The 18,717-nt window shown below is 65.3% G+C and carries 21 protein-coding genes and 3 pseudogenes; 20 read left to right on the top strand and 4 right to left on the bottom strand.

Annotated elements, in window-relative coordinates; genetic code table 11:
* Positions 1–14: 14 nt before the first annotated feature.
* The 14 genes from BFD71_RS37325 to hypE are packed head-to-tail and all read left to right on the top strand — an operon-like array spanning position 15 to position 11,829.
* Positions 15–1,871, top strand: a complete 1,857-nt coding sequence (locus BFD71_RS37325) for a nickel-dependent hydrogenase large subunit (protein ID WP_069269208.1) — start codon at positions 15–17, stop codon at positions 1,869–1,871.
* 56 nt (positions 1,872–1,927) lie between these two features.
* Positions 1,928–2,638, top strand: a complete 711-nt coding sequence (cybH, locus tag BFD71_RS37320) for a Ni/Fe-hydrogenase, b-type cytochrome subunit (RefSeq protein WP_069269207.1) — start codon at positions 1,928–1,930, stop codon at positions 2,636–2,638.
* Positions 2,639–2,645: 7 nt separating this feature from the next.
* Entirely contained in the window at positions 2,646–3,308 is a 663-nt protein-coding gene (locus BFD71_RS37315) for a HyaD/HybD family hydrogenase maturation endopeptidase (protein WP_069269206.1), read from the top strand.
* Between the two features lie 8 nt (positions 3,309–3,316).
* Entirely contained in the window at positions 3,317–4,129 is an 813-nt protein-coding gene (locus BFD71_RS42995; RefSeq protein ID WP_370684349.1) for a HypC/HybG/HupF family hydrogenase formation chaperone, read from the top strand.
* A 29-nt stretch (positions 4,130–4,158) separates the two neighbouring features.
* Positions 4,159–5,019, top strand: coding sequence for a hydrogenase expression/formation protein (locus BFD71_RS37305; RefSeq protein WP_069269205.1), 861 nt, complete (start codon positions 4,159–4,161; stop codon positions 5,017–5,019).
* 2 nt (positions 5,020–5,021) lie between these two features.
* Positions 5,022–5,255: a rubredoxin gene (locus BFD71_RS41105; RefSeq protein WP_069269204.1), complete on the top strand. Its 234-nt coding sequence runs from the start codon at positions 5,022–5,024 to the stop codon at positions 5,253–5,255.
* A 14-nt stretch (positions 5,256–5,269) separates the two neighbouring features.
* Positions 5,270–5,797, top strand: a complete 528-nt coding sequence (hybE, locus tag BFD71_RS37295; protein ID WP_141710942.1) for a [NiFe]-hydrogenase assembly chaperone HybE — start codon at positions 5,270–5,272, stop codon at positions 5,795–5,797.
* The gene (locus BFD71_RS37290) at positions 5,794–6,864 is read left to right on the top strand and encodes a hydrogenase maturation factor HoxV/HupK (RefSeq protein WP_069269203.1); all 1,071 of its coding nucleotides are present in this window, start codon (positions 5,794–5,796) and stop codon (positions 6,862–6,864) included. Before hybE ends, BFD71_RS37290 begins: the two co-directional genes overlap by 4 nt.
* A complete protein-coding gene (locus BFD71_RS37285; protein ID WP_069269202.1) occupies positions 6,852–7,199 on the top strand; it encodes a hydrogenase maturation nickel metallochaperone HypA/HybF in 348 nt (115 codons plus the stop codon). Before BFD71_RS37290 ends, BFD71_RS37285 begins: the two co-directional genes overlap by 13 nt.
* A gap of 31 nt (positions 7,200–7,230) precedes the next feature.
* On the top strand, positions 7,231–8,187 hold the full coding sequence (hypB, locus tag BFD71_RS37280; protein WP_069269201.1) for a hydrogenase nickel incorporation protein HypB: 957 nt from the start codon (positions 7,231–7,233) through the stop codon (positions 8,185–8,187).
* Complete coding sequence (locus BFD71_RS37275) at positions 8,184–9,353, top strand: Kae1-like domain-containing protein (RefSeq protein WP_069269200.1); 1,170 nt, start codon at positions 8,184–8,186, stop codon at positions 9,351–9,353. Before hypB ends, BFD71_RS37275 begins: the two co-directional genes overlap by 4 nt.
* Positions 9,354–9,356: 3 nt before the next feature.
* Positions 9,357–9,623: a HypC/HybG/HupF family hydrogenase formation chaperone gene (locus BFD71_RS37270; protein WP_069269199.1), complete on the top strand. Its 267-nt coding sequence runs from the start codon at positions 9,357–9,359 to the stop codon at positions 9,621–9,623.
* Positions 9,620–10,756 carry a hydrogenase formation protein HypD gene (gene hypD, locus BFD71_RS37265; RefSeq protein WP_069269198.1) on the top strand — a complete coding sequence of 379 codons (1,137 nt, stop codon included), beginning with the start codon at positions 9,620–9,622 and terminating at the stop codon, positions 10,754–10,756. The genes BFD71_RS37270 and hypD overlap by 4 nt, the downstream gene beginning before the upstream one ends.
* Entirely contained in the window at positions 10,753–11,829 is a 1,077-nt protein-coding gene (hypE, locus tag BFD71_RS37260) for a hydrogenase expression/formation protein HypE (protein WP_069269197.1), read from the top strand. The genes hypD and hypE overlap by 4 nt, the downstream gene beginning before the upstream one ends.
* 2 nt (positions 11,830–11,831) lie before the next feature.
* Here the strand turns inward: hypE and BFD71_RS37255 are convergent.
* Positions 11,832–12,514: pseudogene (locus BFD71_RS37255) on the bottom strand (serine/threonine protein kinase); the annotation flags it as partial.
* 275 nt (positions 12,515–12,789) lie between these two features.
* On the opposite strand from BFD71_RS37255, the gene BFD71_RS41875 reads away from it, so the two are divergent.
* Together BFD71_RS41875 and BFD71_RS39975 are read left to right on the top strand one after the other, a co-directional pair.
* Positions 12,790–13,041, top strand: a complete 252-nt coding sequence (locus BFD71_RS41875) for a hypothetical protein (protein ID WP_069269195.1) — start codon at positions 12,790–12,792, stop codon at positions 13,039–13,041.
* 121 nt (positions 13,042–13,162) lie between these two features.
* Positions 13,163–13,998, top strand: a pseudogene (locus BFD71_RS39975) (IS630 family transposase); the annotation flags it as partial.
* A gap of 875 nt (positions 13,999–14,873) precedes the next feature.
* On the opposite strand, the gene BFD71_RS37240 reads toward BFD71_RS39975, so the two are convergent.
* Positions 14,874–15,251, bottom strand: a complete 378-nt coding sequence (locus BFD71_RS37240; protein WP_069269193.1) for a DUF3564 family protein — start codon at positions 15,249–15,251, stop codon at positions 14,874–14,876.
* A gap of 57 nt (positions 15,252–15,308) precedes the next feature.
* Positions 15,309–15,757, bottom strand: a pseudogene (locus tag BFD71_RS39965) (cupin domain-containing protein).
* Positions 15,758–16,086: 329 nt separating this feature from the next.
* On the opposite strand from BFD71_RS39965, the gene BFD71_RS41870 reads away from it, so the two are divergent.
* The 4 genes from BFD71_RS41870 (at position 16,087) to BFD71_RS37225 (ending at position 18,038) form a co-directional block, all read left to right on the top strand.
* Positions 16,087–16,254 (top strand): hypothetical protein, encoded by a 168-nt coding sequence (locus BFD71_RS41870; protein WP_218108692.1) that lies wholly within the window; start codon positions 16,087–16,089, stop codon positions 16,252–16,254.
* A 347-nt stretch (positions 16,255–16,601) separates the two neighbouring features.
* Positions 16,602–16,787 (top strand): hypothetical protein, encoded by a 186-nt coding sequence (locus tag BFD71_RS42990; RefSeq protein ID WP_370684348.1) that lies wholly within the window; start codon positions 16,602–16,604, stop codon positions 16,785–16,787.
* A 121-nt stretch (positions 16,788–16,908) separates the two neighbouring features.
* Complete coding sequence (locus tag BFD71_RS42985) at positions 16,909–17,487, top strand: hypothetical protein (RefSeq protein ID WP_370684347.1); 579 nt, start codon at positions 16,909–16,911, stop codon at positions 17,485–17,487.
* 212 nt (positions 17,488–17,699) lie between these two features.
* Positions 17,700–18,038 carry a hypothetical protein gene (locus tag BFD71_RS37225; RefSeq protein ID WP_069269191.1) on the top strand — a complete coding sequence of 113 codons (339 nt, stop codon included), beginning with the start codon at positions 17,700–17,702 and terminating at the stop codon, positions 18,036–18,038.
* Between the two features lie 466 nt (positions 18,039–18,504).
* Here BFD71_RS37225 and BFD71_RS37220 read toward each other — a convergent pair.
* Positions 18,505–18,717 (bottom strand): ATP-binding protein (locus BFD71_RS37220; protein WP_176733018.1); only part of this gene is annotated, 213 nt, incomplete at its 5' end.

Below are 18,717 nucleotides of genomic sequence, written 5' to 3'. Positions count from 1 at the left end.
AGGAAAAAACAAGCATGACAGCCATTTCCACCCAGGGGTTTCAGCTCGACAACAGCGGGCGGCGCATCGTCGTCGATCCGGTCACGCGCATCGAAGGCCACATGCGCGTCGAGGTCAATGTCGATTCGAACAACGTGATCCGCAACGCCGTCTCCACCGGCACCATGTGGCGCGGGCTCGAAGTCATTCTCAAGGGGCGCGATCCGCGCGACGCGTGGGCATTCGTCGAGCGCATTTGCGGCGTGTGCACGGGATGTCACGCACTCGCCTCCGTGCGCGCCGTCGAGGACGCGCTCGACATCCGCATTCCGCCGAACGCGCACCTGATCCGCGAAATCATGGCGAAGACATTGCAGGTGCACGACCACGTGGTGCACTTCTACCACCTGCACGCGCTCGACTGGGTCGATGTGGTATCGGCGCTGAAGGCCGACCCCAAGCCCACGTCCGAGTTGCAGCAACGCGTCTCGCCCGTGCATCCGATGTCGTCGCGGGGCTATTTCCGCGACGTGCAGACGCGCCTGCGCAAGTTCGTTGAAAGCGGCCAGCTCGGGCCGTTCATGAACGGCTACTGGGGCAACCCCGCCTACGTGCTGCCGCCGGAAGCTAACCTGATGGCCGTCACACACTACCTCGAAGCGCTCGACCTGCAAAAGGAGTGGGTCAAGATTCATACGATCTTCGGCGGCAAGAATCCGCACCCGAACTACCTAGTGGGCGGCGTGCCGTGCGCGATCAATATCGACGGCGATCTCGCCGCCGGTGCACCGATTAACATGGAGCGCCTGAACTTCGTCAAGTCGCTCATCGACGAAGCGATCACGTTCTGTCGCAACGTCTACGTGCCCGATCTGCTTGCAATCGGCACGATCTACAAGGCGCGCGGCTGGCTGCATGGCGGCGGCCTCGCCGCGACCAACGTGATGGACTACGGCGCGTATCCGCTCGTCAACTACAACCCATCCACCAACCAGATGCCGGGCGGCGCGATCCTCAACGGCGACTGGAACACGATCCTGCCGGTCGATCCGCGCGACCCCGAGCAAGTGCAGGAGTTCGTTGCGCACTCCTGGTATCAATACCCGGACAACGACCGCGGGCTGCATCCCTGGGACGGGATTACCGAGCCGCATTACGAACTGGGGCCCAACACGAAGGGCACGCGCACCGCGATCGAGTCGATCGACGAGAGCGCGAAATACTCGTGGGTCAAGTCGCCGCGCTGGCGCGGGCACGCAATGGAGGTCGGACCGCTCGCGCGCTACATCCTGGGCTACGCGCACGCGCAGCAGGGCAATGCGCATTGCGGGCGCACGAAGGAGCAGATCGAAACCTCGCTCGTCGCCGTGAACCAAGGCATGCCGAAGCTGCTCGGCTTGCCCGAAACCTCGCTCGGCGCGAAACAACTGTTGCCGACCACCATCGGCCGCACGCTCGCCCGCGCGCTCGAAGCGGAGTATTGCGCCGAGATGATGGCGGACGACTGGCAAAGCCTCATCGACAACATCCGCAACGGCGACACCTCGACCGCGAACGTCGACAAGTGGGACCCGTCGATGTGGCCCGCCGAAGCGAAGGGCGTGGGCGCGGTCGCCGCGCCGCGCGGCGCGCTCGGCCACTGGATCAGGATCAAGGATGGCCGCATCGAGAATTACCAGTGCGTCGTGCCGAGCACCTGGAACGGCGGCCCACGCGACGCTAAAGGGCAGATCGGCGCATTCGAGGCGAGCCTCATGAACACGCCCATTGCGAACCCCGAGCAGCCTGTCGAGATCCTGCGCTCGCTGCATTCGTTCGATCCTTGCATGGCGTGCTCGACGCACGTGATGAGCGAGGACGGCGCTGAAATGACCGCCGTGACCGTGCGCTAACACTAGGCCGCTGCGACGCCTGCGCTCGCCGACGCAGTGGCGGCCAAGAAAGGATGATGACGATGCAATCGTATTCCCGACGCGAAGAGGCGCGCGACACCGTTCCGCCCGCCGAGGCGATTTACGTGTACGAAGCGCCGGTGCGCGTCTGGCACTGGATCAACGCGGCGTCGATCGTGGTGCTCGCGGTGACCGGCTACCTGATCGGCTCGCCGCTTCCCACGCAGCCCGGCGAGGCAAGCGCGCATTTACTGATGGGCTATATCCGCTTCGCGCATTTCACCGCCGCCTACCTGTTCGCCATCGGACTCGCGGGCCGCGCTTATTGGGCCATTGTCGGCAATCACCATGCGCGCGAGATGTTCTGGGTGCCGGTGTTCTCGCGCGAGTACTGGCTCGCCATGTTCGCCATGCTGCGTTACTACGCGTTTGTCGGGCCCACGCCGTGCCAGTTCAGCGGGCACAATCCGTTGTCGCGACTCGCAATGTTCTTCGTGTTCCTACTGGTCTCCCTGTTCATGATCGTGACCGGCTTCGCGCTGTACGGCGAAGGCGCGCAGGCGGGTTCGTGGCAGCAGATTGCGTTTGGCTGGGTGCGTCCGCTGTTCGGCCAGTCGCAAGGCGTGCACACCACGCATCACCTCGGCATGTGGGCGATCATGATCTTCGTGATCCTGCATGTCTATGCGGCGATTCGCGAGGACATCATGGGCCGCCAGAGCGTGGTCGGCTCGATGATCTCGGGCCACCGCACGTTCAAGAAGTGAGGCCGCGATGCTGACTTCCCCGCAAAGCGGCGCGCCCGCCATCGTCGTGCTCGGCATCGGCAACGTGCTGTGGGCCGACGAGGGCTTTGGCGTGCGCTGCATCGAGGCGCTCCAGCAGCGCTTCGAATTCGCCCCGCACGTGAGCCTCATGGACGGCGGCACGCAAGGGCTGTATCTGGTCCAGTACGTCCAGGCCGCCGACAGCCTGTTGATTTTCGACGCGGTCGATTACGGTCTCGCGCCCGGCACGCTGAAGATCGTTGAGGATGATGACGTTCCGGCGTTTCTCGGGGTGCGCAAGATGAGCCTGCACCAGACCGGCTTCCAGGAGGTGCTGATGCTCGCGCGCCTGACCGGCCGGTATCCGCGCCGCGTGCTGCTGGTCGGCTGCCAGCCCGACGAAGTGGACGATTACGGCGGCAGCTTGCGGCCCGCCATGAACGCGTCGCTGGAGCGCGCGCTCGAACTGGGCGTCGAGCGCCTTGCCGCATGGTGCGGTGAACCCTCGCCGCGCCGCACCCCGCTGCGCGCCGACGAGGCGGTCACGCTGCCGCATCTCGCGCTCGCGCGCTACGAAGGCGAGCGGCCGAGCGAAGCCGATGCGTGCCGCACCGGCGACGAGCGCGTGCTGCTGCGCACGCGCCGCGAGGAGCCGCCGTCGTGTGCGTAGGCGTGCCGATGCGGGTAACCGAGGTGCAGGGCTTGCAGGCGTCCTGCGACGGGCGCTGCGAGCGCCGCCGCATCGACACGTCGCTGGTTGGCCCGTGCAGCGCCGGTGAATGGCTGCTGGTCTTTCTGGACGCGGCGCGCGAGAAGCTCGACGCGACGCGCGCGGCGGAGATCGACGCGACGCTCTCGCTTGTCGAGCGGGCGCTGGCGGGCGATGCCGCCATGGCCCGCGCGAGCGCGCATTTTGAATTGTCGTCCGCGCTCGGCGTGGACGACCTGATCCGGCTGACTGGCGGCGCGCGGCACTCACCGGTCCACCAAGGAATCGACGTGACAAATACGGGCGGCGCCGCGCATGAGGTGGCGCCCGTGGTGCAGCGGCTGATCGACGACGGACACGCCGAGTTCGTGGACGAACGCACACTCGACGACTGGCTGGCGGATAGCGGCGAATGCGTCGTGCTGCTTGCGGGCGACCCGGTGCGCTTTCCCGAATCCCTCGACGTGGCCGTGGTGCTGCCCGAACTCGCGCGCCTCGCGGAGGGCCGCTTTGGCCGCCCATTGCGCGTGGCTGTGGCGACGCGCGAAGGCGAGGACGCGATCGCGCGCCGCGTCGGCTCTCAGCGCTGGCCCGCATTGCTGTGGCTGCGCGACGGCGGCTATGTCACGACGCTCGCGGGCATGATGGACTGGGACGATTACGTGGCCAACGTCGCCCATGCGCTCGCGCAGCCGACTACGCGGGTGCCTTCGGTCGGCATTCCCGTCAACGCCGCCGGCGCTTCGGCGGATTGTCACTATCCGTTACCAAGCGTCGATTGAACATCGATCAATCATCGGGATTGCCAACCATGTCCATGACTCCGTTTCCCGTTCCCGTCGTGCCATTCGGCCACGGCAGCCAGGACGAGGGCGATGCGGTGCTCGACTATCTGCCGATGCCGCAAGGCATGCGCACCTATGTAGCGCCGCCGCTGCCCGAGCGCGCCGACGCGCGGGCGCTCGACGCCGCGCGCGGCGTGCTGCGCGATGTACTGCGCGTGCTGGCGGCATACGAACCCGGCACGCCGCCCGAAGCGATCGACCTGACGACCTGCGACGCGGTGGCGCTGCGCATTCTCAACGACGTGTTGGGCGAGGGCGAGGTCAGCGCGCGCATCGACAATGCGCAGCGGTGCAGCGTCCTGATCCAGGAGACGGTGTTAACCGGGCTGTGGCGCGTGGTCGAGCCCGGTGGCGCGAGCGCGGCCGACCGCCTCGAAATCGGTGCAGCACCGGCGCTCCTCGCGCGGCCCGCAGAGGGGACGCAGCCGATGGCGCCGTTGCCGGGGTCGTTGCCACCGGGCGTGATGAACGCGCCGTCGGTCCTGAGCGAGGCGCGCGATCATGTTGCGCGCTGGCGTGCCGGGGACGCGCCCCATGTCGTCAACTTGACGCTCCTGCCGTTGTCGCCGGGGGATGAACAACTGATCGACGCCATGCTGGGCGAGGGCTCCGTGCAGGTGCTCGCGCGCGGCTACGGAAATTGCCGCGTGGGCAGCACGGCGATCGCAAACTGCTGGCGCGTTGCGTATTTCAACTCGCAGGATACGCTGATCCTGAACACGATCGAGATCACCGATCTGCCGGAGGTCGTGCGCGCCGCGCCGGAAGACATCGCCGATTCGTGCGAGCGCCTCGCCCGGTTGATCGAGTGGGTAGGCGAAGCGTGACGATGAACGATCGCATGATGCAATTCGAGGGCAGCTATCTCGGCGATAGCAGCCGCATCGCGGCTCATACGCGCCTCGAATGCAAGATCTGCTGGTGGATCTACGATCCCGAACAAGGCGACCCGGTCTGGCAGATTCCGCCCCACGTGCCGTTCGCGGCGCTTCCCGCGCACTGGCGCTGCCCCGTTTGCGACGGCGCGGCGGACCAGTTCATGGTGGTGGGGGACGCGGCTTGACCGCGCGCGCCATCGTGCGAGACACCCCGCGCGGCGAGCCACGGGTGGCGGCGCTGGTCGCGCACTTCGAGACGGTCGCCAACGGTGCGATGCGCGATCTGCCGGTCGTGAATCGCGCCTTGCCCGTCGAGGCAATCGGCTTCGCCCCGATGCCCGGGGAGGCCGGGGCGCGAGGTGCCTGGCTCGGCGTGCTGATCACGCCGTGGTCCATGAATCTCCTCAGGCCGCCCGGCGCGATGCAGGATTCGGTGCCATGTCCGCGGCCGTGCGGCAAGGCACGCTTGCGCGTAGGCAACGTCGAATGGATCGGCGCGCACGTGCAAGGCGTGGGCGCGTATGCGTGCTGTTCGCTCTTTTCGCCAATGTTCGAATTCGCCGGCCAGGAGAGCGCCGTCGCCACCGCGCAGGCCGTCCTCGCGCAGTTGCGCGGCGGGGAAGTCGGCGCGAAGGGCGATGGGAACGGCGACCCAGCGGGCATTGCGCCGCGCGCGTCGCGGCGCGCGTTCCTGTTGCGGCCGGGCGCGTTCGGGAGCGCTGCATGAATGCGGCGACGCTGGCCGGGCAATACCGGGTGCGCCCCGGCCGGCAGGACAGCATCGCGGGCGGCCGCCCGCCGCTCGCCGCCACGCTGCTGCGCGGGCAACCGGCGGCAACCGCCGCGTCGCGGCTTTCGGCGCTGTTCGCGCTGTGCGGACTCGCGCACCGACTCTGCGCGGAACTTGCCGTCGGCGCGGCGGGCGGCTCAGCGGTGCACGAGCGGGAGGATGCCGTCAAAGCGGCTCATACCTCGATGCTTACGCGCGAAACGCTCGCCGTGCAGCTGCGCTGCATCTGGACCGACTGGCCCGTGAGGCTTGCCGCCGCCGCGCCGCATAGGCTGCCCGATGTCGAAGCGGCAGGCTCGCCCGACTGGGTGGAGCGGCATGTTCTCGGCATGCCTGGGTGCAAATGGCTCGCACACTGGGCGGACGATCCGCGTGGCTGCCTTAGCGCCTGGAGCGCGCGGGCCAAGACGTTCCCGGCCCGGTTGCTGGCAGACTGCCGTCCATACGCCGATACGACCCGTGCCACGCCGCGGCCACTCGTGATCGACGAAGCGCGGTTGAGCGAACTGGCCACAGCGATTGCCGGGAGTCCGGCTTTCGCGCACGCTCCCCTGCAACGCGGCCAGCCCGCGGAGACCGGCGTGTGGACGCGTAGCGACGATCCGTGCGCGCTGGACTACGATACGCCCTGGCTGCGGCTTGGCGCGCGCGTCGCGGACGTGGTGCGGCTAGCGGCGGCCGACGGCGCGCGTGCGCTGCGCTTTGGCGCGCTGACGTGCGCGCCCGGTGAGGCGCTCGGCTGGTGCGAGATGGCGCGCGGCGTGCTGGTCCATTGGGTGCGACTCGCGCCGGACGATACGGCGCGCATCGAGGACTACCGCGTGGTCGCGCCGACCGAGTGGAATTTTCACCGCCAGGGCACGCTCGCGCAAGCCTTGTCGCGACTCGACCCCGCGCCCGGCGATGGAGCGTTCGCCGCGCACGCAGGCGTGTGGATGGGCGCGTTCGATCCGTGTATCGCCTATGCGCTCGACCGGGCGGAACCGACGATATGCATGAAGTAAGCCTGGCCGGCGGCGTGCTGGCATCGGTCGAAGCGGCCGCCAAGCGCGAGCGCTTTGTCCGCGTGAAGGTGCTGAGGCTCGAAGTCGGGCGACTCGCGGGCGTCGAGGTCGAGGCGCTGCGCTTCGCCCTCGAAGCAATCGCCACTGGCACTTGCCTTGCCGGCGCGCGCGTCGAGGTCGAGGAACCATCGGGCAGCGCGTGGTGCATGACCTGCAACGCGACCGTGCCGCTGGCCGTGCGCGGCGACCCCTGCGCACACTGCGGCGGCTACTGGCTCCAGCCGAACGGCGGCACGGAGCTGCGCATCGTCGACCTGACAGTCGACGATGCCTGACAATCATCGGATTAGCGCAAGGAGAAGCAACATGTGCGTGGTATGCGGGTGCGACAGCCCCGGCGATCGGCAAAACGCCGCTCAGGGGCACGAGGGCGCGCAGGCGCACGGCCACTCCGGCTCTCATTCCCACGCCCACCCGGGCGCATCGGGCCAAGACCTGGACTACGGCCTCGGGCCAGCGGGCGTGACGGTGCCCGGCCTCGACCAAGGGCGCACCATCAAGCTCGAGCAGGATGTGCTGGGCGAGAACAATCGCCATGCCGCCGCCAACCGGCGGCAATTCGCGGCACACGACGTGCGTGCGCTGAATCTCGTGTCGAGCCCGGGCTCGGGGAAAACGACGCTGCTGTGCGCGTCGATCGCCGCGCTGCGCGAGCGGATGCCGGGTCTGCCCGTCGGCGTGATCGAGGGCGACCAGCAGACGGCGAACGACGCCGAGCGCATTCGCGCGGCCGGTGCGCCCGCGATCCAGGTGAACACGGGCAAGGGCTGCCATCTCGACGCGGCGATGGTCACGGCGGCCTTCGGGCGGCTGTCGCTGCACGACCATGCTCACGAGCACGCGTCCCTCGCGTCCCACGCACCGCGCAGCGTGCTGTTCATCGAGAACGTCGGCAATCTCGTCTGCCCCGCGGTGTGGGATCTCGGCGAGGAGGCGAAGGTCGCGATCCTCTCGGTGACGGAGGGTGAGGACAAGCCGCTCAAGTATCCCGACATGTTCGCAGCCGCGCGCCTCATGATCGTCAACAAGATTGACCTGCTCCCTTATGTGCAGTTCGACGTCGAGCAGTGCATCGCGTATGCGCGCCGCGTGAATCCGTCGATCGAAGTGATCCGGCTCTCGGCCACGACCGGCGAAGGCCTCGATGCGTGGCTCGACTGGATCGCGCGTGCGCGCGACCCGATTGTCGAGCGCATCGGCGTGCTGGAGAGCGAGCTTGCGGCGTTGCGCGCTGAGCAGCGGCGCGCCGGAGACGCCGTATGACGGCGCATGTGCAGCACCTGCCGCATGCCCTCGGCGATCATACGGTGCTCGCCACCGGCGCGTGGCTGAAGAACGCCGCGTGCGTGTGCATCGGCGGCGAGGTGCACTGGTCGCCGCTGCACGGCAATCTCGACGACCCGGCGCACTGCGTGGCGCTCGATACGTCGGTGGCCGCGCTCGTCGAGGCCGCCGCGCGCGCGGGGCGGCCCGTGCGCGCGATCGCGCACGATCTGCATCCCGACTTCTACAGCACGCGCGTCGCGCTCGAATGGGGCGAGCGGCTCGGCGTGCCGACCGTCGCCGTTCAGCATCATCACGCGCACATCGGCGCGGTCGCGGCCGAGCACGGGTTGAGCGAGCACGTTGTCGGCCTCGCGCTCGACGGCGTGGGTCTCGGCACGGACGGCGCCGCTTGGGGCGGCGAACTGCTGGAAGTGGCGCCCGCCGGCTGGCGGCGCCTGGGCAGTCTCACGCCGCTCGCGCTGCCCGGCGGCGACGTCGCGGCGCGCGAGCCTTGGCGCATGGCCGCCGCCGCCCTGCACGCGCTCGGGCGCAGCGACGAAATCGACCAGCGCTTCGCGGCCGCCGTGGGCGATAACGCCGCGCGCACGGTCGGCGTCATGCTCGCGCGCAGCCGCAATTGCCCGCCGAGCACCGGCGCGGGACGGTGGTTCGACGCTGCGGCGGGACTGCTCGGCGTGTGCCTGCGCCAGCGCGCCGAAGCCGAGGCGGCCATCGCACTCGAAAGGCTCGCGAGCGGCTACCTCGACGCGCACGAGGCCCCCGATGTGGCGGACCTGTGGCAAGTCACGGACAACGGCGAGCTTGACCTCCGTCCGCTCCTCGCCGAGTTGCTGACGCTCGCGGACGCGGGCGAAGCCGCGCGCGGCGCCGCCGTCTTTCATCTCGCACTGGCTGCGGCGCTCGCCCACTGGGCCACGCTCGCCGCGCAAGGTCGCTCCGTGCTCCTTGGCGGCGGTTGCTTCGCAAACCGGCTGCTCGCCGCGCATCTGCGCACGTCTCTCGCGACGCGCGGGGTGCGCACCCACATGCCCGGCACAGTACCCTGTGGTGACGCCGGCCTCGCGCTTGGCCAAGCTTGGGTTGCCGCATACGATCCGCAGTTACGCGCGATGCTCGCGACTGCGCCAAGAATCAGGAGTTAGCCCATGTGTTTAGCTATTCCCGCACGGCTCATCGAATGGTCTGACGCCGAAACGGCCGTCGTCGATCTCGGGGGCGTGCGCAAGACGGTCTCGCTCGCGCTCGTGCCAGACGCGCGCCCGGGCGATTACGTGATCGTGCATGTCGGCTTTGCGCTGGGCGTGATCGACCCGGAAGAGGCCGAGCGCACGCTCGCGCTGTTCGGCGAAGTCGCCCAGTCGCTTGGCGAGGCGCATGACGCGCCCATCGCGCAACCCGGAGCCGCGCAATGAAATACGTCGACGAATTCCGCGACGGCGAACTCGCCGCGCGCATTGCCGGGCGCATCCAGGCGCAGACGCAGATCGAGCGCCGCTACCAGTTCATGGAGTTCTGCGGCGGTCACACGCACGCGATTTCCCGCTACGGCGTGGCCGATCTCCTGCCTCAAAACGTGCGGATGATCCACGGTCCCGGCTGCCCGGTTTGCGTGCTGCCGATCGGGCGCATCGATCTGGCGATTCGCCTCGCGCTCGAACGCGGCGTGATCCTCTGCACCTATGGCGACACGATGCGCGTGCCGGCCTCGGACGGCCTGTCGCTCCAGCGTGCCAAGGCGCGCGGTGCGGACATTCGCATGGTGTATTCGCCGCGCGACGCGCTGCGCATCGCGCGCGAGCATCCCGAGCGTGAGTTGGTCTTTTTCGCAATCGGCTTCGAGACCACCACGCCGCCCACCGCGCTCGTCGTGCGCGAGGCGGCGGCCAGCGGCGCGGAGAACTTCAGCGTGCTGTGCTGCCACGTGCTCACGCCCGCCGCCATCACTCAGCTGCTCGCCGCGCCGTCCGTCGACGCGAACGCGGTGCCGCTCGACGGCTTCGTCGGCCCCGCGCACGTGAGCATCGTGATCGGCTCCGCGCCTTACGAGGCCTTCGCGCAGGGGTATCGCAAGCCGGTCGTGATCGCCGGGTTCGAGCCGCTCGACGTGTTGCAGGCGATCCTCTTGCTCGTGTGCCAGGTCAACGACGGCCGCGCCGAGGTGGAGAACGAATTCGCACGCGCCGTCACGCGCGCGGGCAATGCGGCCGCGCAGGCGCTAATGCAGGACGTGTTCGAAACGCGCGAGTCGTTCGAGTGGCGTGGCCTGGGCGAGGTCCCGGCGAGCGCGCTGCGCATTCGCCCGAAGTACGCGCGCTACGACGCGGAAAGCCGCTACGAACTCGTCTACCGGCCCGTCGCCGATCATCGCAAGTGCGAGTGCGGGGCGATCCTTCGCGGTCTCAAGCACCCGCGCGACTGCACGCTGTTCGGCACGGTCTGCACGCCCGAGAATCCGATCGGCTCGTGCATGGTGTCGAGCGAAGGCGCGTGCGCCGCGCATTACTCTTATGGTCGTTTCAAGGATATTCCGGTTGTCGCAGCATGAGCCCAGCCCACCCATCTTCGGTCAAGCCCGCCTTCGTGCGGCCCCTGAACTTTCGCGACGGCCGCATCGACATGGGCCACGGCGCGGGCGGCCGCGCGTCGGCGCAACTGATCCGCGAGCTGTTCGTCGCGGCCTTCGACAACGAATGGCTGCGCCAGGGCAACGACCAGGCCGCGTTCGCGCCGCTTGCGCAAGGCCCAGGCGAGCGCATGGTGATGACCACCGACGCGCACGTCGTCTCGCCACTGTTCTTTCCAGGTGGCGACATCGGCAGCCTCGCCGTGCACGGCACCGTCAACGACGTCGCGATGGCGGGCGCGCGGCCTTCGTATCTCAGCGCGAGCTTCATCCTGGAGGAGAGCTTCCCGCTGGCGGATCTTCGCCGCATCGTCGAGTCGATGGCCGCGGCGTCGCACGCGTGCGGCGTGCCGATCGTGACGGGCGACACCAAGGTCGTCGAGCGCGGCAAGGGCGACGGTGTGTTCATCACCACGAACGGCATCGGCGTCGTGCCCGCGGGCATTCATATCGACGGCTCGCAGGCGCGGCCCGGCGATGTCGTGCTGCTCTCGGGCACGATCGGCGAACATGGCGTGGCGATCATGTCGCAGCGCGAGGACCTGGGCTTCGAAACGCAGATCCGCTCGGACAGCGCCGCGCTGCACACGCTCGTGGCGGACATGCTTGCCGTCACGCCTCGCGTGCGCGTGCTGCGCGACCCCACGCGCGGCGGGCTTGCCACGACCCTCAACGAGATCGCCGGCCAGTCGGGCGTCGGGATGCGCATTCAGGAGCGCGCGATTCCCGTGCTGCCGCAAGTCGATGCGGCGTGTGAGCTGCTGGGCCTCGATCCGCTCTATGTCGCCAACGAAGGCAAGTTGGTCGCGATCTGCGCAAGCGGCGACGCGCCGCAACTGCTCGCGGCGATGCGCGCGCATCCGTTGGGCGTGGCGGCGGCGCGCATCGGCGAAGTGGTCGAGGACGCGCATGGCTTCGTTCAGATTGAGACGAAATTCGGTGGCCGGCGCATTGCCGACTGGCTTTCGGGCGAGCAACTGCCGCGGATCTGCTGATCCGGGTTGCGTGCAACATGGCAATGTACCCACTCCATCGGGTCGGCCGCGGTGAACGGCAGGGTCCCTGTGAGCATCTGATAGAGCGTGACTCCGAATGCGTAGAGGTCGCTGCGCGAATCGATCGAGCGGTTCATCCGCCCAGTCTGCTCAGGCGCCATATAGGCGAGGGTACCGACGATCGTTTCCGGCGGTTCCGGCGATTGCCGTTCATACGTGCGTCGAGAGGCGCTGCCAAAGCCAGTGAGCCGCACGTGGCCGTCGACGCAGTCCACCAGAATATGCGCAGGTTGATGTCCTTATGCACGAGGCCGTGCTGATGGACTTTACCCAGCGCCGCTGCAATGCCCACAGCGAGGGACAACACATGCCCCACCTCGCCAGGTCCGCCGATTTGCCGCTCGAGCAGTTCGCCAAGCGGATCCTCGAGCACTAGTACCATCCGTGCGTCATCGCGCACCAGCTTCAAAGGGCGCGCTGCCCACTGACTGTTGAGTACGTCCTTCAGCGCGAACTCGTGAGCGAGGCGTTCGAGAAGGGCGGTTGGGGGATGTTCGTCGGCGGGACGTACCACCAGCACACTGCCGGTGCTGCCGGTGGGCTGGACCCGGTAGAGCGTGAACTCGCCATCCTCGCGCAATATGCTGGCGCTGCGATTTACGTCGGTACCGTGTAGGGAGTCCATCTGACGTAGTTTATCGTCGCGCTCGTGCCCGTCAATCAAGAGAGGCAACTCATTCGTCTGCTCATACAGCGGCGGACGTGCCCTTCAAGCACACTACACGGCAACATCTGTGGAGTCAGCAACGCGTGTAGAGCCAGGCGTTCTTCTCTACAACCGCCTCAAATCGGCCGTGCTGGAGCCGAATCAGTACTTTCATTTATTGGCTGGCTAGCCCATGTGGCGCGGCCTTGGTCGACACAGCCGTCCCTTCCAACGGCGGAACCTGAAGGGGCTCGATGAGGGCTATCGACTACGTCGCCGCCGGCCCCGGTATCAAGTCGTTCACGTCTACGGCAATACTTATCATTTCTTTGAGGCTGCATGGTGACCGCAACGATGCAGGAAGCGCCGACTTCGTCCTCCGGGTCTTCGTCGTAGTGGTCCATTTCGGCACGGACGATATACGTGGTGTTTTTCGGCACCACGAAGGTCTCGATCTCGTCGTAGTCGATCCCAGGCTCCATCACATAGCCGCCTCAGAATCCTGACACGAAGTTTCGCGCGGGATATTGCACGGGTATTTGGAAGGATCTAGTGTTCTGTCCCAGAAATAACTTTACGTAAATTCATATTGTTCTATGATCGAATCACGGTGAGTTGGGGGCGATCATGGGACGCAAAGGAATCGAGCTTGTCGTGTCGGAGCTGGAGCCGAGAGCAATTGCTCTCAATGAGCCGCTCGCGTTCGCTGCCTCACTCTCTCGTGCGCCGGGCAAAGATTATCTTGATGGCCGCTGACGGTCATACCGGTCAAGAAATTGCGACGCAGTGCGAAGTAACACCGCCTGCAATTACGCACTGGAAGAAGCGCTTTGTTGCCCACGGACTTGCCGGTCTGCATGATGAAGCCCGTCCAGGCCGGCCTCGCACGCATGATGATGAAGCAGTCGCGGAATTGCTTGCGAGGATGCTGCATGAGAAGCCGGATGGGGCAACGCACTGGAGCGTGCGCTCCGCTGCTGCGCAGACAGGGATTTCGAAGAGTTCGGTGGCCCGATATCTGTCGTTGTTCGCCGCGCTCAATACGGCAACGGGTGAAGTTATTGCGCAATGTAAGCCGCGCCACCGACATCAGGAATTCCTGGCGTTTCTCAGGCATGTGGATCAGGCGGTGCCTGCCAATCTCGATGTGCATCTGATCGTCGACAACTATGCGACACACAAGCATCCCAAGGTCTGGGCGTGGCTGGCCAGGCATACGCGTTACCACATGCACTTCACGCCGACTTACTCAAGCTGGCTGAATCAGGTTGAACGCTGGTTTGGCCTGATTACACAGCAGGCGATCCGTCGAGGGTCGTTCAAGAACGTGCGGCAACTCATCACCAGCGAGCGATATATCGAGCAGTACAACCAACACGGCCGGCCGTTCGTGTGGACCGCGACTGCCGATTCAATTCCAGAAAGTGGCTCGGCTATGCAAAATTATTTCTGGGACAGAACACTGGATCCCGACATTGATCTGCCGAAAATTTGGGCTGATGAAGCGGCGGAGTTTCGTACGGGAGTGGAAATGAAGTTTCCGAGGTTTAAGGTCAGTACCGATCAGCTGAAATCGGTGCAGGGACGCGGCGACCCAAGTCGCTTGCCATTCGACACCTCTTGCGAGTAATCGATAGGAAGACGAGCTTCTACGAGTCAAATCGCAAGACCGCGCGCTTCGCAGGCATCAAAGGACAGCTCGCAGGTCTCGGTGAAGACGCCCCGTACAGATTCCTCGCCGGCGGCAAGCGTACGGAGGCGACCCTTAATTCCGCAAACGGAGCGCTCAAGGGGGCGGTGTATAGCGATATCTCGATTGCAAAAGTCGTTTGGCAGCGTAGGGCCGCTGACCAGAGTGTGGCTCCCGTTGCAAGCGATGCAGGGGTCGTCTAAGTGGGCGTGTGGGAGCTTTAAACGTGGTCGTATCTCCGTCGGTCAGGGATGAGGGTAAAAGAATTGTGCCGGCAGGACTTGCACTCTGACACGATCTTTGGTGCAATTTTTGGCGCTTGCGTTCCTCAAAGCCCCACGCTACAAGGCTTTGCTGACTAGCCGAAGGAGTGCAAGGTGGTGGTATTTAAGGTTTTTCGATCAGATCGCCAGAAATTGCACCAAAAGTACGAATACCCAGCTTGCGCCGGGGTGAGGCCGTTGTTGAGCACGATGCTCGAAAAGCCAGTTCGTGTCATCGGCCAGCGGTTGGTCGATTTGGACGTCGGCATCCTTCGTCCCTAACCAGACGCATCATTCCGGAACTGGAATAGTTCGAGCCCGCTGACACGGGCTTTCAGGGATTCACCGAAGATTCGCATGCAACGAGGCGAAGGCGCGTCCGAGGTCAGACCTCGTCCCCAGCAAACACGCTGTGCTCGGCAAGCACGGTGTCCTTGTCGACGCACTGCACATGCCAGTGCCCTGCAACGACCGATCCGCTTTCGCATTCAGTGCAGCACCAGAGTGCCTCGCCTGATTCCCCCTCGAACGGGCCAGTTTGGGCTTCCACGGCGAGACCGTCGAGGACGAACAGGGGGCGCGCATTCTGCTGGTCGCACACCAACGTGCCGCGAGCATCGACCCGCAGCTTTCCCCAGTCGGGGAATTGGAGACCGGCATGACCTTCGCGCGACCACTTGTGGGTGTCGTTGTCGAGCCAAAGGATCGCATAGGCATTCGGGTCAAGGCGGTCGAAGGTGCTGAGATGGAGCGTGATGCGCATGAATTTCTCCGGTCGTGTTCGTGGCTTCGTGACCCGCCACAGTAACCGGCGGACATATCAACTGTAGGTGCAGCGGCAAGCTTGTGCATGCGTCAGGGTGTCGCTTGCTGCCGCTTTATACTTACTTGGGCGCCGGCACGGCGCTTCCGCGTCTACCGATTTAAATTCGGCAGGGCTCACGATTTCGATGTACTCCATGTCAGGCGCGTGTTCGAAACGGACGGCGCCTGATGCACGCAATCACCCGCTTCGACGAGCGTTTCCTTGTCGGTGTACACGAAGCTCGCCCCGACTTAGAGCATGCTGACGATATGAAAATCTGCTTCATGCGGGTGCCAGCCCGCGTCCGACTTTGGCGCAAGATTTGCCCTAATATTGCGCGACCACCTTGTGCCCCTGACGATTTCCAGATCACGATAGACAAAGAAATCGCGCAGCCCACCGCGCGTGAGTGACGTGTCCTGCGGCTTGACGTGAGAAAAACCAGTGGTGAGTCCGGTTTGCATGACAGGTCTCCCGAGTGCGATGGAAGAAGGGGCACTAGGTTTGGGAAGCACGACGTCTTCCAGCATCCAGAATTTGACTTGGCACGCGGTGATGGTTGCCCCTGTTTCCGGATTTGTGACAGACCTGGATCGACGTCAAGCTATCCATCGGCCGGCTCGCATCGACGCCAGGCTTCTGGCTGACGTACACCGTTCCTGCGAGAGCCAGCCCTCGTGGCACGTTGACTCTTATGTGATACCTGATAAAAGTGCGCGAGAGTGCCCCGGTCAACGGCGGAGTATGAGCGCAGCGTCCGCCGTCCTTGCTGGTGCAAGCCGCTTCGGGCGGCATGTCGACTGCGCTCATTCAGATGGATTGTGCTGCCGGCTTCGTGGCCACGTCGCACAATGACGAGGGTGCCGCGATCGCCGAGCGCCTCGGCGCCAACCGGATATTCCGCCACGCCGATCAGTTGCCGCGCCGCACTGATGCAGTCGTGACAACATCGGGGCCGTGACCTGGGCGGACAGCCTGAGGGCTGTCAAACGTGGCGGCGTCGTGGTGATCAATGGGGTCACGAGCCGCCCTGCCGCGGAAACCGATCTGCTTCGCATCTTTATCGAGCAGGTCGACATACGTGGCACGCTCGACGTAGGACGCAATAAATTTGACACTACCCGTTCCCTGTAACCAAGAGCCAAAGCGCGCCCCTCGTGACGGTTTTATTTACCTTTGAATCGTAATAAAAGCGTCAATTCGCATAAGTCCGCATTAAATTCGTCACTTCGCCTCCTAAACTTCGCCTCCTAAACTTCGAATCCCGACCGTAACACCTGCGCACGCGTCTTCGCGTGCCTGCAGGCGATGCATGACGAGTTCCTGCGCCAGTGCCGCTCGGTGGGCCTGACTGCAGCGGATTATCCGTTCAACATCGCGGGGCATGCGATCCGTTCCCTGTCGTGCCGGCTGAAGGCGGAAATGCTGCGCAGTTTCGGTACAGCCGCGCGCGCCGCCGGTGCATCGCACCTGAAAGGGGGGGCCGCGCTTTGATGACGACGTGAAGGTGCCGGCGACTCGTCCCTGTCAGGTCGTCGAATTCGACGGCCACCGGCTCGATATCTGCCCCAAGTCCGTGGTGCGCGATCCGCTGGGATTTGAACACGAATTCGAAATGGAACGTGTCTGGCTGCTGGTGATCATCGACGTGTACACGCGCGTCGTGCTGGGCTATCACATCGTGCTGGCGAGCGAGTACAGCCGCTACGATGTCATCAAGACCATCGAAAACGCGCTTGAGCCTCGTCGCGTGAAGGACTTCACGATCGCCGGACTCGGCTACGGTGCGCAAGAGGGTTTCGCGTCGCAGCGTATGCCGGAGCTCGCGTATGCCGTGTGGGAACGTATGAAGCTCGACAACGCAAAAGCGAACCTGGCCGACGACACGATCAGGGCACTTTGTGAATTCGTTGGGTGCCTTGTCGATGCGGGGCCGCGCCACAGCCCGGACGAGCGACCCTACATCGAGCGTTTTTTCGGGACCGTCGCAAGCCGCCTGTCGTCGCGCCTGCTAGGCTACACCGGCTCGCATCCGCGCGATCTGCGGCGGGCGCTGGCTGATCCGAAGGGTAGCCTGCGTTTGTATGTTTCCCTCGACGAGCTCGAGGAACTGGTCGAATACGCGATCGCGAGCTACAACGGCACGCCGTACCGTCCGGGCCGCACAACGCCACGCGAAGCGCGCCTGCGGTAGCGCCCCGGGCCCTGGATCCCGGCCACGCGCTTCGCAGTAGCTGGGCCCCGCGCCCCCCTGCGCGCGCCGCACGTGCCCAGCCGCCTCCCCGCCCCTGGCGGGTGCCGCGCCGGCCTAGGCGCCCGTCCTGCAGCAGTTCGAGTTTGCTCGCAGCTATGGCAGTCTTGACGAGTTTCTGGCGCAATCGAGCGCGGAGAAGGGGGGCCAGCGGGGTGGGAAACAACTGCCTGCTGGATACAGTTCTTCAGTTCGTGCGCAACATCAGGCGACAGCCCGGGGTGGAAACGGAGCAGACGAGGGAACTCGAGGCGCAGGCATTGCGAAGCGGGCTGATCGCGGATGGCCTGGCCGATGAGCATGACTTCATCGACATCTACGCGGCCGGGGACAGGCTCGCGCGCAGCCTTGACATACGCATCCAGACCATTGAGGTCGATCAGAGTGGGCGGGTCACAGCTCATCCGGTTCTTGGTCAGCAAGGCCGGCTTGTGCATATCCTCCATACGCCTGCTCACTTTCAGCCATTATGGCCGCGCCCGCCAGGATCATAAAAAATCTTGGACGGCAGTCATATTGCACCTCCTGCCATGGGCCATGAGGGCGTATTCCACGCCAAACCGAACGCTGACTCCACGCCTGCCCGAGCGCGAATTCCACGCGTAACCGAGCAGTAAGCTGGAGGGATGGCGACGCGGGATAACCGTAAGCGCTAAATTCACCACACCCGATCGAGAATCGTTCGCAACCGAGAGGCGAGCGTGGCCGCATCGCGGCGGCCTGGCATGGCCGACGATGTCCACGACTGCACTCGGGTATTGCGCGCCGACTTCATGGGTGGCGCGCAATTGGCCGATCAGTTCGCGCTCGTTTCGGCTTGCCGTTTCGCGTAGTTGAACGGCAGCAAATCGCTAATGTCGGCGTCCGGTGCTCGCTGTCACGGGGCGGCGTAATCGAGCCGGGGATGGGCGGCGTAATGGAGCCAGCAGAAACGGGGGTAAAGCGCAGATTCGAACGGGCTCAAGAATGCGGTTTTTTGCCCGATTTGGCAACCGCGTTTTCACTGCCTCCTGGCATTGGTTTGGGCTTGCGGAAGCTCTCGCCCTCGATCACGACGCGATAGGCGCCGTGGCGTAGCCGGTCCAGCGTCGCGGCGCCCAGGATGCGGTTGTCGGGAAACGCGTCGCCCCATTCGCTCAGATCTAAATTTGACGTGACGATCGAAGCCGCTCG

Origin of the sequence: Paraburkholderia nodosa (assembly GCF_001718195.1) — a bacterium.
Classification (GTDB): Bacteria; Pseudomonadota; Gammaproteobacteria; order Burkholderiales; family Burkholderiaceae; genus Paraburkholderia; species Paraburkholderia nodosa_A.
The sequence above is the reverse complement of the archived record's forward strand: the minus strand, read 5'-3'. Positions and strand labels throughout refer to the sequence as shown.